At 60.5% G+C, this 13117-nt stretch carries 12 protein-coding genes; 4 read left to right on the top strand and 8 right to left on the bottom strand.

The window, feature by feature from the left end; translation table 11 throughout:
- Positions 1-3: 3 nt before the first annotated feature.
- From AC25BC_RS33345 to AC25BC_RS33335, 3 genes are all read right to left on the bottom strand, one after another.
- Positions 4-1050 carry an ABC transporter substrate-binding protein gene (locus AC25BC_RS33345; RefSeq protein ID WP_128439936.1) on the bottom strand — a complete coding sequence of 349 codons (1047 nt, stop codon included), beginning with the start codon at positions 1048-1050 and terminating at the stop codon, positions 4-6.
- Between the two features lie 52 nt (positions 1051-1102).
- Positions 1103-1540 (bottom strand): VOC family protein, encoded by a 438-nt coding sequence (locus AC25BC_RS33340; protein WP_012760175.1) that lies wholly within the window; start codon positions 1538-1540, stop codon positions 1103-1105.
- A gap of 107 nt (positions 1541-1647) precedes the next feature.
- Positions 1648-2511 carry a helix-turn-helix transcriptional regulator gene (locus AC25BC_RS33335; protein ID WP_012760176.1) on the bottom strand — a complete coding sequence of 288 codons (864 nt, stop codon included), beginning with the start codon at positions 2509-2511 and terminating at the stop codon, positions 1648-1650.
- Positions 2512-2929: 418 nt separating this feature from the next.
- Here AC25BC_RS33335 and AC25BC_RS33330 point away from each other — a divergent pair, with 418 nt between their 5' ends.
- The 4 genes from AC25BC_RS33330 (at position 2930) to AC25BC_RS33315 (ending at position 7569) form a co-directional block, all read left to right on the top strand.
- A complete protein-coding gene (locus AC25BC_RS33330; protein ID WP_012759887.1) occupies positions 2930-3943 on the top strand; it encodes a sugar ABC transporter substrate-binding protein in 1014 nt (337 codons plus the stop codon).
- A 65-nt stretch (positions 3944-4008) separates the two neighbouring features.
- Positions 4009-5559 carry a sugar ABC transporter ATP-binding protein gene (locus AC25BC_RS33325; protein ID WP_128439937.1) on the top strand — a complete coding sequence of 517 codons (1551 nt, stop codon included), beginning with the start codon at positions 4009-4011 and terminating at the stop codon, positions 5557-5559.
- Positions 5549-6568, top strand: coding sequence for an ABC transporter permease (locus tag AC25BC_RS33320; RefSeq protein WP_012759889.1), 1020 nt, complete (start codon positions 5549-5551; stop codon positions 6566-6568). Before AC25BC_RS33325 ends, AC25BC_RS33320 begins: the two co-directional genes overlap by 11 nt.
- A gap of 2 nt (positions 6569-6570) precedes the next feature.
- On the top strand, positions 6571-7569 hold the full coding sequence (locus AC25BC_RS33315) for an ABC transporter permease (RefSeq protein WP_012759890.1): 999 nt from the start codon (positions 6571-6573) through the stop codon (positions 7567-7569).
- A 15-nt stretch (positions 7570-7584) separates the two neighbouring features.
- On the opposite strand, the gene glpK is transcribed toward AC25BC_RS33315, so the two are convergent.
- The 5 genes from glpK to AC25BC_RS33290 form a co-directional block, all read right to left on the bottom strand.
- Complete coding sequence (gene glpK, locus AC25BC_RS33310; protein WP_012759891.1) at positions 7585-9087, bottom strand: glycerol kinase GlpK; 1503 nt, start codon at positions 9085-9087, stop codon at positions 7585-7587.
- Positions 9088-9234: 147 nt separating this feature from the next.
- The gene (locus AC25BC_RS33305) at positions 9235-10959 is read right to left on the bottom strand and encodes an ABC transporter substrate-binding protein (RefSeq protein WP_487778596.1); all 1725 of its coding nucleotides are present in this window, start codon (positions 10957-10959) and stop codon (positions 9235-9237) included.
- A gap of 80 nt (positions 10960-11039) precedes the next feature.
- Complete coding sequence (locus tag AC25BC_RS33300) at positions 11040-11336, bottom strand: DUF2160 domain-containing protein (protein WP_003552210.1); 297 nt, start codon at positions 11334-11336, stop codon at positions 11040-11042.
- Positions 11336-12247 carry a carbohydrate ABC transporter permease gene (locus tag AC25BC_RS33295; RefSeq protein WP_012759893.1) on the bottom strand — a complete coding sequence of 304 codons (912 nt, stop codon included), beginning with the start codon at positions 12245-12247 and terminating at the stop codon, positions 11336-11338. Before AC25BC_RS33295 ends, AC25BC_RS33300 begins: the two co-directional genes overlap by 1 nt.
- Position 12248: 1 nt before the next feature.
- Positions 12249-13115 carry a carbohydrate ABC transporter permease gene (locus tag AC25BC_RS33290; RefSeq protein WP_012759894.1) on the bottom strand — a complete coding sequence of 289 codons (867 nt, stop codon included), beginning with the start codon at positions 13113-13115 and terminating at the stop codon, positions 12249-12251.
- Positions 13116-13117: the final 2 nt, after the last annotated feature.

Below are 13117 nucleotides of genomic sequence, written 5' to 3'. Positions count from 1 at the left end.
CTCTCACGCAATCTTCGGGCGGTCGTCCGCCGTCATGTCCAGGATTTTGGCCGTATAGCAGTCCTCCAGCTTCGGCGCGCCGCTCTTGAACTGGCCGATCTTGTCGTAGACGGAAATCTGTTCGGCAAGCGCCGCCGGATCGAAACTGCCCCAGCCATCCTTACCGGTTGCTGCGTCGAAGCTCAGCGACAATATGCGCGGTATCGTCTTCAGCTCCACGGCAAGGTCGAGCTGCGGATAGGCCTCCACCGTCAATTTGACCGCCTCCTCGGGATGGTCATGCGTCCAGGCCCAACCCTTGGCGACCGCACGCAACACCTTTGCCAATGTCTCAGCATGGCCGCTGACGGCATCGTCGGTGGCAAAATAGACGTTGGCGTAGGACGGCAGGCCCGTGTCCTTCATTATCAGATCAATGCGGTCGGGGCCGATGATGGAAAGGGCTTGCGTGTTAGTGATCCATCCGGTCACTGCATCGACCTGACCGGTCATCAGCGGCGTCATGTCGAAGCCGATATTGGTGATGGTCAGGCTCGAGGGATCGATATTGTTCTTCAGCAGGATGGCATCAAGGACATAACGAGCCGTCGGCTGGATGCCGATGCGCTTGCCGATCATGTCCTTGACGGTGCGGATCGGCGCCTTGGGCAGCGAATAGAAGGCGAAAGGCGCCATGCGGAAACCGCAGGCGAAGATCTTGATCGGCACGCCGGATGACCTGGCAAGAAGAAGCTGTGCCGAATCCGAGAACTGGCCGAGCTGCGCATCACCCGTGATCACGGGCGGCACCGTTGCCGAATTGGGACCGCCAGGGGAAAACTCGACGTCGAGACCCTCGGCCTCGAACAGCCCACGCTTGACTGCGACGATATCGCCGATCTGTCCGTTGCTCATCAGCCAGTCATATTTGATGACGACCTTGGATGCGGCGGCTTTGGAGTGACGCGGCACGAACACGCTGATCCCTGCCGTCGCTGCAGCAACGGCAAAGGCTCCGCCCTTCAGGACGGTACGCCTGTCGACCACGATTTGTTTGTCTTCCCCGTTCATTTGTTTGCCTTTCCCCTTGTTGGATTGTTGGACGACCGACCGATTGCGCTCGCTATTGCGGGCCGATGTCACCGATCGGGCCACCTGCGGACCACGCATAGATTTCCCAGAGATTGTCGTCAGGATCGGCGAAATAGACGCATCGCGCGTTCCAGACATAATCCTGCGGCGGCGCGTGGAAGAGCACGCCCGCAGCTTTCAGCTCCGCATAGGCAGCATCGACCTGCTCTGGCGAGGCGAGCTCGATGGCCGCGCAGGCCTTGTGCGCACCTTGCGGGGCACGGCGGCTTGAGACACCGGTATTCTCGGCGATATGCTCGATCTCCCAGAGCGCCAGCGTCACGCCCGCCCCTTTGAAATCGGCAAAGCCCGGAGCCCGGCGGCGCGGCTTGAAGCCAAGCCGCTCGACATAGAAGGCCGATGCTTTGTCGATGTCCTCGACCAAAAAGCAGATGTCGGTAATCGGATTGGTTTGGGCAAAAGCGGTCATATGGGCCTCCTGATGGGAAAAGCCTCGCAGACCGCAGCCTCAAGAGATTTCAAATTCGTGCGGTTGTCTTTCGCAAAGCTGCTGATCTGTCATCGGCAAGAGCCGGCTCAAAGACGGACCGAACGCTGGTATTCCTTCGGTGTCGCCCCCATCAGACGGCGAAAGACGCTGGAGAAGTGCGCCTGGCTGGAAAAGCCTGTGGCATAAGCGATGTTTGCGAGCGTCTCCTTGCCATCGGCGAGGTAAAGCCGTGCTCGTTCGATCCTGCGTTCGAGAACGAAGCGATGCGGCGCCATGCCAGCCGCCCGTTTGAATTCCCGGCTGAAGTGAAAGGGGCTCATATGGGCCACCCCGGCCAGCTCCTCCACACTCAGATCGGATTTGCCAAGCAGGTTTTCGATGTAGTCGATCACCCGTCGAAGGTTCTCCGATGTCAGCGGACGATCGCCGGCTTCAGGTTTGGCGCCCAGCAGTTTTACAACGCAACAGGCGAGCGCCATCCCCAGATGCTGCATCAAAAGCGGGTCGTCGCGCCCGGTCTTCTCGGCGGCAAATGCAAGGGAGAGCGCGACCTGCAGCGTTGTCGGATCAGTCGTCGCGCTGAGCGCATCACTATCCCAATGCTCGGAATCGAAGCGAGAGCCGCCAATGCTGCTGTAGAGCGCAGGTGACTGGAAGATCGAGATATAATCCGCCGCATCGCCATCGACTTCAAGAACGGTGGCGGCCGGTTGAAATCCGAGGGTGAACGGCGGCCTCTCAACTTTGCGGAATGCCCCGCTTCCAAGCCGATAGGCATATTTGCCGTGCGCCGTGCGGTTGATCGAAATTCGATGAAGGGAGCCCCTCGAAACCATTTGCCCCGCGGCGCTACGATAGGTCTCGACAATCATGTCGCGTTGAACGAAAGCCTTGTAGCCTCCAAGGGATGGCCGGCTTATTGAGAAAATCTGCGGGTCGATATCGGGCATTGTTTCATTCTCCCTGGCAGGGGAGAGGCAAGTTGCGCGCCAAGTGGAGCGAAGCTTCGCGCTGGATATCAACGTCGCAGCATAAACCCGACGGTGCCCCGTTAAATCGTGATTTTACGCCTGCTGTCGCGCCACACGGCACCGCGGCCCGGCAGGAGTTCGCCTTCGGCAAATTTGGTCGCATGCGCAAGAATTATGCAGTGCATGTTCTTCTTGATCGGTGGCTGCAGACTCATCGACCGCTCTGAAAACCGCCGAGGCCTCCGGAATCTTCCCTGGTCGCGGGAAACCGCGGCCAGGGAAGAGCTTTCGTTTTGTCCACTCTTTCCCCCGGAGATCGTTCTTTTGGAAATTCGTTCCTATCCATCCGCATTAATCCATTTAATCTATAGACATAATTAATTGGAGAGAAATTGCGATGAGTATCGAAAAGTCTGAAAACGGTCTCGGAAGACGAGAGCTGCTGAAACTGTCTGCGGCGGCCGGGGTCGCCGTCGCCGGTGCATCGCTCATCGGACAGAAGTCGGCTTTTGCCGCGGGCGAAGAACTGTCGCTGAAAGGCAAGCGCATCGCCATCAGCGCAACCGGCACCGATCACTTCTTCGACCTGCAGGCCTATAATGCCCAGATCGAGGAGGTAAAGCGCCTCGGTGGCGAGCCGATCGCCGTCGATGCCGGACGCAATGACGGCAAGCTCGTCTCGCAGCTGCAGACGCTGATTGCCCAGAAGCCGGATGCGATCGTTCAGATCCTTGGAACGCTCAGCGTCATCGATCCCTGGCTGAAGAAGGCGCGCGATGCCGGGATCCCGGTTCTGACCGTCGACGTCGGTTCGACCAATTCGATCAACAACACCACCTCCGATAACTGGGGCATCGGCAAGGACCTGGCGCTGCAGCTCGTCTCCGATATTGGCGGCGAAGGCAATATCGTCGTCTTCAACGGCTTCTACGGCGTAACCCCCTGCGCGATCCGCTACGACCAGTTGGTCAATGTCGTCAAATATTTCCCGAAGGTCAAAATCCTCCAGCCGGAACTGCGCGACGTCATTCCGAATACCGTGCAGGACGCCTTCACGCAGATCACGGCGATCCTCAACAAGTATCCGGAAAAGGGTTCGATCAAGGCAATCTGGTCGGCCTGGGACATTCCGCAGCTTGGCGCGACCCAGGCCTTGGCGGCCGCCGGGCGAACCGAGATCCGCACCTACGGTGTCGATGGCAGCCCGGAAGTGCTCCAGCTCATCGCCGATCCGAATTCGCCAGCCGGTGCCGATGTCGCCCAGCAGCCGGCGGAAATCGGCCGCACCGCCATCCGCAACGTCGCCAAGCTGCTCGCCGGCCAGACGCTGCCGCGCGAGACCTATGTTCCGGCACTGCTCGCCAACAAGGCCAATGTCGGCGAAGTCACCAAGAAGCTCGGCATCGGCTGACACTGAACACGAGCGGTCCGGCCATCGCCGGATCGCTCGCAATCTGCCCGCCCGGAGAGATCGATATGACGGCCATTTCGTTGAAGCCGCCGGTGACGGCACGCAACGACATCATCCGCTTTGAAGGCATCGTCAAGCATTTCGGCGGTGCGCAGGCGCTTGCCGGTGCGTCGCTGATCGTCAGGCGCGGCACCATCCACGGTCTCGTCGGCCAGAACGGCGCCGGCAAGTCGACGCTGATCAAACTGCTGGCCGGTCTTCATCAGCCGGATGGCGGCCGGATCGAGATCGAAGGGCAAACATTCGACAGGCTGACACCGCATCTTGCCGAAGAGCTCGGTATCCACTTCATTCACCAGGACCGGCTGTTGGTGCCGACCTTCACCGTCGGCGAAGCTCTGTTCCTTGGCCGGGAACCGCGGATATCGGGCACACCGTTCCTCGACCGGCGACTGATGCAACGTCGCGCGTCTGATATTCTCAACGACTATTTCGGTATCCGGTTGCCGAACGCCGCCTTGATCAGCGAATTGTCGACTGCCGAAAAGCAGATCGTGCAAATCACCCGCGCGCTCCTCAATCAGCCGAAGGTGCTCGTCTTCGATGAGCCGACGGCCGCACTGGTGCGCCGCGAGGCCGATATCCTCTTCCGGTTGATCCGCCGTCTGCGCGACGAAGGCGTCACCATCATCTATATCTCGCATTACCTGAACGAAATCGAAGAGCTCTGCGACCACGTCACCGTGCTGCGCAATGGGCTGGACGTCGCCTCCTTGCCGATCGGGGAGACCTCGGCTGGCGCGATTGCGCGGCTGATGGTCGAACGCGACATCAAGGAGATGTTTCCGAAGCCGCAGGTGACGCCCGGCGCGGAAATCCTCAAGGTCGAGCAGCTGTCGGCGCCGGGGAAATATAACGACATCAGTTTCACGCTTCGCCGCGGCGAGGTGCTCGGCCTCACCGGCCTGCTCGGCTCCGGCGCAAAGGAGCTGGTCCGCACTCTCTTCGGTCTGGAGACCCCGGCTTCCGGCCATATCGAGGTCAGCGGCAAAGCTGCCCGTTTCACCAATCCCACCCAGGCGGCCGGTCGCGAGATCGCCCTGGTGCCGGAAGATCGCCGTCGCCACGGCGTCGCGCTCGACCTCAGCGTCGCGGAAAATATCAGCCTTTCCAGCCTTGGCCGCTTCACGCGCTTCGGGTTTCTCGATCGCAGACGCGAACAGCAAGAAGTGGACACTCTGATTACGCGGCTGCAAGTGAAGACCAATGGCCGCGATGCCCTGCTGCGCACGCTTTCGGGCGGCAACCAGCAGAAGATCGCCATCGCCAAGTGGCTGAGCCGCCGCTCCGAGGTCTATCTCCTCGACGAACCAACAGTCGGCGTCGATATCGGCTCCAAGGTCGAGATCTATACGCTGATCGGCGAACTCGCGTCGCGCGGCGCCGGCGTCATCGTGCTGTCTTCGGATCTGCCCGAGCTCATCGGCATCACCGATCGCATCCTGGTGCTCTTCCGCGGCCGCGTGGTGCGGGAATTCGTCTCGTCGGAGACCACAGCAGATGCGGTGCTCGCTCAATCGACCGGATCATCCGAGGGACAACGCCATGTCGGCTGAAGTAGAATTCGCGCCTTCCGGTTTTTCCGCTGCGGAACCGCCTCCCCGGCCGGCCGGCAATATTGCAGCGACCGCGTTGCGCTTCGGATCGCTGATCGCTTTCGCCGCCATCCTGATCATCTTTTCGCTGACCGCACCCTATTTCCTCAGCATCGGCAATATAGGCAACGTACTTGGTCAATCGGCCATCTCCGGTGTGCTTGCCATCGGGTTGACGATCGTGCTGATTGCCGGCGGCTCCAATGTCGTCACCGGCGGCATCGACCTGTCGCTGGCTGCCAATATGGGCCTCAGCGCTGCCGTCTATGCGAGCCTGACGCAGCTCGGCTACGGCGATGCGACGGCGATTGCGGCGGCGATCCTCACCGGCGCCCTGATCGGCACGGTCAATGCCATTGCCATCGTCTATGCCGGCATCGTGCCGCTGCTGGCCACGCTTGCCGTCATGAACGTCGTCGCCGGCCTGGAATTGGTGCTGACCGGCAATACCGTCCTGCCGGCCTCGACGCCTTTCCTGTCGGCGCTCTCGGCCTCGGATGCTTTCGGCATCCCGGTTCTTGCCTATGTGCTCCTTGGCTTCACGGCCATCACCACGGCGATCGTGCAATATACCCCGCTCGGCCTGCGCCTCTATGCCGTCGGTGAGTTTCCGGATGCGGCGCGTGCCGCCGGTCTGCCGCTTCGCCGGCTGCTGGCCGGCGCCTTCGTTGCCAGCGGCGTCTCCGGCGGCATCGCTGGCATCCTATCGGTTTCCTATCTGAGCGGCAGCACGACCGGCGCTGGCGAGATGCTGTTGCCCGTCGTCGTGACGGCCCTCCTCGGCTCGGTCTTTTCGCGCCGGCTGGTCCCGACGATCACCGGGACGCTGCTTTCGGCCCTTTTGGTCGGCTTCCTGGTCAATGGTTTCCAGCTGCTGAACATTTCGAGCACGCTGGTCAGCGGCGTCCAGGGCGTGCTCATTCTCATCGTCGTTTCTGCGACCACGCTGCTGCGCCGGCAGGAGGCCTGACCATGTCGCTCCAGACCCCTCCCCCCGCCAGCATCGACTTGCCGCGTCTCATCGCCGGCGGCCTGGTGCGCTATGGGCTGATCCTCGCCCTGGTTGCGGTGTTTGCCGCCTTCTCCGTGGCAACCCCGACTTTCCTGACGCCTGCCAACCTGCAGAGCATTCTGGTCAACAATTTCACGCTGCTGGCTATCGTCTCGGTCGCCATGACCTTCGCCGTCGCATCGGGTGGCATCGATCTTTCGGTGGGAACGGCGATGGATTTTGCCAGCTTCGCCTTCGTTTCGCTCGTCGTCGCCGGGCAGCCGGTGGCAGTCGCCGCCCTCGCGGGACTGGCCGCCGGAGCGTTCGTAGGCGCCTTCAACGCGCTCTTGATTTCCGGGATCGGCGTGTCGCCGTTCCTCGCCACGCTCGGCACCCTGTTCATCGGCCGCAGCGTTCAGCAGTTGCTGACCAATGGCGGCAATCCGGTCTATTTGCCGCCGAACGGCGTGCCGGAAGCCTTCCGTTTTCTCGGCCACGGCACGATCGCCGGCTTTCCGGTGCCGCTTGCCGCCGCCATCGTCGTCATCGCGGCCGCTGCCGTTGTCTTTGCCCGCACGCGTTTCGGCCGCGTCATCCTGTCGATCGGCATCCAGCCGGGCGTCGTGCGCTATTCCGGCATCGCCGCGCCGGCCCATGTCGCGGTGACTTTCATCCTGGTCGGGTTGATCGCGGCAATCGCCGGCCTGATCCTGACCGCAACCGTCACCACCTACATCCCCTCCTCGGGCAATGCCTTCCTGCTGAATGCGATCGGCGCGACCTTCATCGGCACCACGCTCAGCCCACTCGGACGGCCGAATGTCGGCGGGACCGTTCTCGGCGCGCTGCTGCTCAGCATCGTCGCCAATGGCTTGCTGCTGACCGATCTGAATTTCTACTGGCAGCAGGTCGGCACGGGAACGCTGATCTTCGCCGTGCTCGCCCTGAGCTTCATCAATAGAAAGGCCGCCGGCGCGTAAGAGCGGGAAGCGGCTCTATCCCGCGGAGGCGTCCGAAATCATTCTGGAGACGGCATTCTTCCAGCCGATTATCTTGCCCTGCCGCTCGGTCTCATCCATCGAAGGGCTGAAGCGGCGGTCGCAGGCCCAGGCCTGCGCAAAATCCCGCTTGCCTGGCCAGATGCCGGCTTTCGAACCGGCGAGCCAGGCTGCGCCCAGCGCCGTCGTCTCGCGGATCGCCGAGCGGTCGACAGGGTTTCCGGTCATGTCGGCCAGGCACTGCATCGTCCAATCCGAAGCCGCCATGCCGCCATCGACGCGCAGCACCGTTTCCAGCTGGTTGACGCCCCAGTCCTTCTTCATCGCCACCAGCAGATCGAGCGTCTGGTAGGCGACGGATTCAAGCACGGCGCGGGCAAATTCCGCCGGCCCGCTGTTTCGTGTCAGACCGAAGATCGCGCCACGCGCGGCCGGATCCCAATAGGGCGCGCCGAGACCGGTGAAGGCCGGAACGATGTAGACCTGCTGTCCGGGATCGGCCTTGGCGGCAAGCACCCCCGCCTCGGATGCCTGGCCGATGATGCCGAGGCCGTCGCGCAGCCATTGCACGGCGGCACCGGCGATGAAGATCGAGCCTTCGAGCGCATAGGTCGTCTCGCCGTCGAGCCGGCAGGCGATCGTCGTCAGCATCCGGTTGGAAGAGGAAACACGATCCCGGCCGGTGTTCAGCAGGGCAAAGCAGCCGGTGCCATAGGTGGATTTCATCATGCCGGGCTCGAAGCAGGCATTGCCCATCGCCGCCGCCTGCTGGTCGCCGGCGACACCCAGGATCGGAAGCTCCGCACCGAACAGCGCCTTGTCGACGCGGCCGAAATCATCGGCACATTCCCTGACGTCAGGAAGCATGGCGGCCGGAATGCGAAGAATGCCGAGAAGCTCCTCATCCCAGGCGCCGTCATCGATATTGTAGAGCAGCGTCCTCGATGCATTGGTCGCATCGGTGGCATGCACGCGTCCATCAGTCAAATTGTAGATCAGCCAGCTGTCGATCGTGCCGAAGCAGACATCGCCCACTTCCGCCTTCTCACGTAGGCCATCGACATTGTCGAGCAGCCAGCGCAGCTTCGTTCCGGAGAAATAAGGGTCGAGCAGCAGCCCGGTCTTGGCGCTGAACAGCTTCTCGTATCCATCGGCCTTCAGGCTCTCGCACATTTCGGCCGTGCGCCTGTCCTGCCAGACGATCGCGTGGTGAAGCGGTGTCCCGGACCTGCGATCCCAGACGACCGCAGTCTCGCGCTGATTAGTAATGCCGATCGCGGCAATGTCGGCGGCATCAAGTCCGGCATCGGCGATCGCCTTGCGCACAGTATCGACGACGGACTGCCAGATTTCGGCAGCGTCGTGCTCCACCCATCCGGGCTGCGGATAATATTGAGTGATCTCCGCCTGCGCCGAGCCGGCCATTTTCATGTCGCTGTCGAAGACGATCGCGCGCGAGGAGGTCGTGCCCTGGTCGATTGAAAGAATATAGCCGCTCATATCCGTCTCCGGCTCGCGCGAAACCGCTCCTGCCGAGGACAGCAGGACGCGGACGTTTCATGAGAGAAAGATTGTGGGTGCCACCGGCTTGTTGCCGGTGGCAGGAAGTGATGGCCGGAAGCCCCGTCGCTTCCGGCCTGGTCCGCCTTACTTCGACTGCCAGCTCTTGACGAGTTCGTCGTAGTTGACCGTGACCGGTTTTTCCTTCTCGTTCTCGATCTTCAGCTGCGGCGCAAGGTTGCCCTTCTTCACCGCATCCGCGTTCCAATAGGCGAGATCATGCTCCTCGGCGAGTTTCGGACCGATATCACCCTGGACGCCCGATTTCTCGATACGTCCCATGACCTTCTCCTGCTCGCCGCAAAGAGAATCCATGGCTTCCTGCGGTGTCTTGGCGCCGGCAGCGGCGTCACCGATAGCCTGCCACCAAAGCTGAGCCAGCTTCGGATAGTCGGGAACGTTGGTACCGGTTGGCGACCACTGGACGCGGGCGGGCGAACGATAGAACTCGATCAGGCCGCCGAGCTTCGGAGCGCGCTCCGTAAAGCTCTTGTCGCGAATGGTGGATTCGCGGATGAAGGTGAGACCGAGCTGGCTCTTCTTCACGTCAACCGTCTTGGAGGTCACGAACTGTGCATAGAGCCACGCGGCTTTTGCACGGTCCGTCGGGGTCGATTTCATCAGCGTCCAGGAACCGACGTCCTGATAGCCAAGCTTCATGCCGTCTTTCCAGTAAACGCCATGCGGGCTCGGTGCCATGCGCCATTTCGGCGTACCGTCCTCATTCATAACAGGCAGGCCAGGCTTGACCATGTCTGCGGTGAACGCGGTGTACCAGAAGATCTGCTGCGCGACGTTACCCTGCGCCGGCACCGGACCGGATTCCGAGAAGGTCATGCCCTGAGCTTCCGGCGGTGCGTACGCCTTCAACCAATCGAGATACTTCTGGATCGAATAGACCGATGCAGGGCCGTTGGTATCGCCGCCACGCGCGACGCACGAACCGACGGGACGCGAATTCTCGTCGACCTTGATACCCCATTCGTCGACCGGAAGACCGTTCGGCAGACCCTTGTCACCGTTGCCGGCCATCGAAAGCCAGGCGTCGGTGAAGCGCCAGCCAAGTGACGGGTCCTTCTTGCCGTAATCCATATGGCCGAAGACCTTCTTGCCGTTGACGTCACGGCCGGTAAAGAATTCGGCAATGTCCTCATAGGCCGACCAGTTGACCGGAACGCCGAGATCGTAGCCGTATTTCGCCTTGAAATCGGCCTTGTTCTTCTCGTCGTTGAACCAGTCGTAACGGAACCAATAGAGGTTGGCGAACTGCTGGTCGGGAAGCTGGTAGAGCTTCTTATCCGGCGCTGTCGTGAACTTGGTGCCGATGAAGTCGTCGATATCGAGGCCGGGGTTGGTAACATCCTTGCCTTCGCCCGCCATCCAGTCGGTCAGGTTGCGCACCTGCTGATAGCGCCAGTGGGTGCCGATCAAGTCGGAGTCGTTGACCCAGCCGTCATACAGGTTCTGCCCGGTCTGCATCTGTGTCTGGATCTTCTCGACAACGTCACCCTCTTGAATGACGTCGTGCGTGACCTTTATCCCAGTAATCGCAGTAAAGGCCGGAGCCAGAACCTCGAACTCATACTTATGGGTGGTCAAGGTTTCCGAAACAACCTTGATGTCCATCCCCTGGAAAGGCTTCGCAGCATCGATGAACCATTGCATTTCCTTTTCCTGGTCGGCGCGAGAGAGCGTCGACACGTCGCCGATCTCTTTATCCAGAAAAGTCTTTGCCTCGTCCATGCCGGCATAGGCCGACCCGGTCATGGCCAGCAGCACGGCTGCTGTCGTCGTCAATAAATGCCTTCGCATGATATCCTCCCAGGGTTTTGCGATTGCAGTCTTCACGTCTCAGGCGGCCAGAAAACCCCGGCCATCTGCATCAGTTTGCCTCACACGTAACGGAATACGCCAACGGCGTAGACAACGGAGAGAGCGAGAGCCCACCAGAGGCTTGATCCAGCGAGACCAAGCCAGGCAAGATGGATAAAGGCGCTGCCGAGCAGCGAAAGGAAAAGCCGGTCACCGCGCGTCGTCTCGAAGCGCAGGATTCCGATCCGGGGATTGCCGCCCGGAGCGGCGTATTCCCAGACCCCCATGCCGATCAGCAGCAATGCGATAACGACGAAGAAAGTGGCCGTCGGCCAGGTCCATGCCATCCATGAAAAATCGGGAAGCGAAAAGCTCATCAAACCCTCCCCAGGGCGAAGCCCTTGGCGATGTAATTGCGCACAAACCAGATCACCAGCGCCCCTGGGATCAAGGTCAGAACACCCGCGGCGGCGAGCAGGCCCCAATCCATGCCGGATGCAGAGACCGTACGGGTCATGGTGGCAGCGATCGGCTTCGCGTCGGTCGTCGTCAGCGTTCGTGCGATCAGCAACTCGACCCAGGAGAACATGAAGCAGAAGAAGCAGGCGACACCTATGCCGCTCGCAATCAGCGGCGTGAAGATCTTCAGGAAAAAGCGCGGGAACGAATAGCCATCGATATAGGCCGTTTCGTCGATTTCCTTCGGCACGCCGGACATGAAGCCTTCAAGGATCCAGACCGCAAGCGGCACGTTGAAGAGGCAATGCGCCAATGCCACCGCGATGTGCGTATCGATCAGTCCAAAGGCTGAGTAGAGCTGGAAGAACGGCAGGGCAAAGACCGCCGGCGGCGCCATCCGGTTCGTCAGCAACCAGAAGAAAAGATGCTTGTCACCAAGGAACCGATAACGGGAGAAAGCATAGGCCGCCGGCAGCGCGGCTGCCACCGAGATCACCATGTTAATCACGACATAGGTGATTGAATTGATGTAGCCGGAATACCAGGCCTTCTCCGTGAAGATCGTCACGTAATTGGCGATCGTCGGGTTATGAGGATAAAGCGTCAGAGAATTGACGATTTCCGCGTTGGTCTTGAAGCTCATATTAACAAGCCAATAGATCGGCAGCAGGAGCACAATGATATAGATCGTCGGAACCACCCACCACCAGCGCGATTCCTCGCCGCGCCGGCGCATCAGACGGCTGACTTCATCGGAGGAGAGACCGCTTGCGACACTGGTAGCGCCAGAGATTTTTCGGCTCGCTGTCGTTTCGTTGGAGGCGCTCATTTCAATTCTCCGCGTCGTGGCTTGTCATGACGGTGTAGAACACCCACGAAAGCAGCAGGATGATCAGGAAATAGACCAGCGACATGGCAGCGGCCGGACCGAGGTCAAACTGTCCGAGGGCGGTCTTGACCAGATCGATCGACAGGAAAGTGGTCGCGTTGCCGGGACCGCCACCAGTGACGACAAAAGGCTCGGTGTAGATCATGAAACTATCCATGAAACGCAGCAGCACGGCGATCAGAAGAACGCGCTTCATCTTTGGCAGCTGGATATAGCGGAACACGGCCCAACGAGACGCACCGTCGATCTTGGCTGCCTGATAGAAAGCATCCGGAATGGAAACGAGGCCTGCATAGCAAAGCAAGACGACCAGGCTCGTCCAGTGCCAGACATCCATGATGATGATCGTCACCCAGGCGTCGAACGGATCCTGCACATAGTTGTAATCGATGCCGATGGCATTGATGTAATAGCCAAACAAACCAATGTCGTTGCGGCCGAACACCTGCCAGATCGTGCCGACAACGTTCCACGGGATCAGCAGTGGTAGCGCCATCAGAACCAGGCACACCGGCACGCCGATGCCCGATTTCGGCATGTTGAGCGCAATGAAGATACCAAGCGGGATCTCAAGAGCGAGAATGATCAACGAAAAAATCAGGTTTCGCTGTAGAGCGGCCCAGAATCGGTCGGAATGCAGGATTTCGGTAAACCAGTCAGTTCCGTTCCAGAAGAACTGGTTGTTTCCGAAAGTGTCCTGAACGGAATAGTTCACAACCGTCATCAAGGGAATGACGGCCGAGAATGCCACCAGCACGAGGACCGGCAGGACCAGAAACCACGCTTTGTTGTTCCAGGTTTTTTCCATCA

The sequence above is a fragment of the Rhizobium sp. WSM409 genome (assembly GCF_057653825.1).
Note: the sequence above shows the minus strand (reverse complement) of the source record. Positions and strands in the feature narration are given on the sequence as shown.

What these genes read in the sequence shown, in the direction of transcription:
- AC25BC_RS33345 (WP_128439936.1), bottom strand. Translation starts at nt 1,050, where the DNA reads ATGAACGGGGAAGACAAACAAATCGTGGTCGACAGGCGTACCGTCCTG.
- AC25BC_RS33340 (WP_012760175.1), bottom strand. Translation starts at nt 1,540, where the DNA reads ATGACCGCTTTTGCCCAAACCAATCCGATTACCGACATCTGCTTTTTG.
- AC25BC_RS33335 (WP_012760176.1), bottom strand. Translation starts at nt 2,511, where the DNA reads ATGCCCGATATCGACCCGCAGATTTTCTCAATAAGCCGGCCATCCCTT.
- AC25BC_RS33330 (WP_012759887.1), top strand. Translation starts at nt 2,930, where the DNA reads ATGAGTATCGAAAAGTCTGAAAACGGTCTCGGAAGACGAGAGCTGCTG.
- AC25BC_RS33325 (WP_128439937.1), top strand. Translation starts at nt 4,009, where the DNA reads ATGACGGCCATTTCGTTGAAGCCGCCGGTGACGGCACGCAACGACATC.
- AC25BC_RS33320 (WP_012759889.1), top strand. Translation starts at nt 5,549, where the DNA reads ATGTCGGCTGAAGTAGAATTCGCGCCTTCCGGTTTTTCCGCTGCGGAA.
- AC25BC_RS33315 (WP_012759890.1), top strand. Translation starts at nt 6,571, where the DNA reads ATGTCGCTCCAGACCCCTCCCCCCGCCAGCATCGACTTGCCGCGTCTC.
- glpK (WP_012759891.1), bottom strand. Translation starts at nt 9,087, where the DNA reads ATGAGCGGCTATATTCTTTCAATCGACCAGGGCACGACCTCCTCGCGC.
- AC25BC_RS33305 (WP_487778596.1), bottom strand. Translation starts at nt 10,959, where the DNA reads ATGCGAAGGCATTTATTGACGACGACAGCAGCCGTGCTGCTGGCCATG.
- AC25BC_RS33300 (WP_003552210.1), bottom strand. Translation starts at nt 11,336, where the DNA reads ATGAGCTTTTCGCTTCCCGATTTTTCATGGATGGCATGGACCTGGCCG.
- AC25BC_RS33295 (WP_012759893.1), bottom strand. Translation starts at nt 12,247, where the DNA reads ATGAGCGCCTCCAACGAAACGACAGCGAGCCGAAAAATCTCTGGCGCT.
- AC25BC_RS33290 (WP_012759894.1), bottom strand. Translation starts at nt 13,115, where the DNA reads ATGGAAAAAACCTGGAACAACAAAGCGTGGTTTCTGGTCCTGCCGGTC.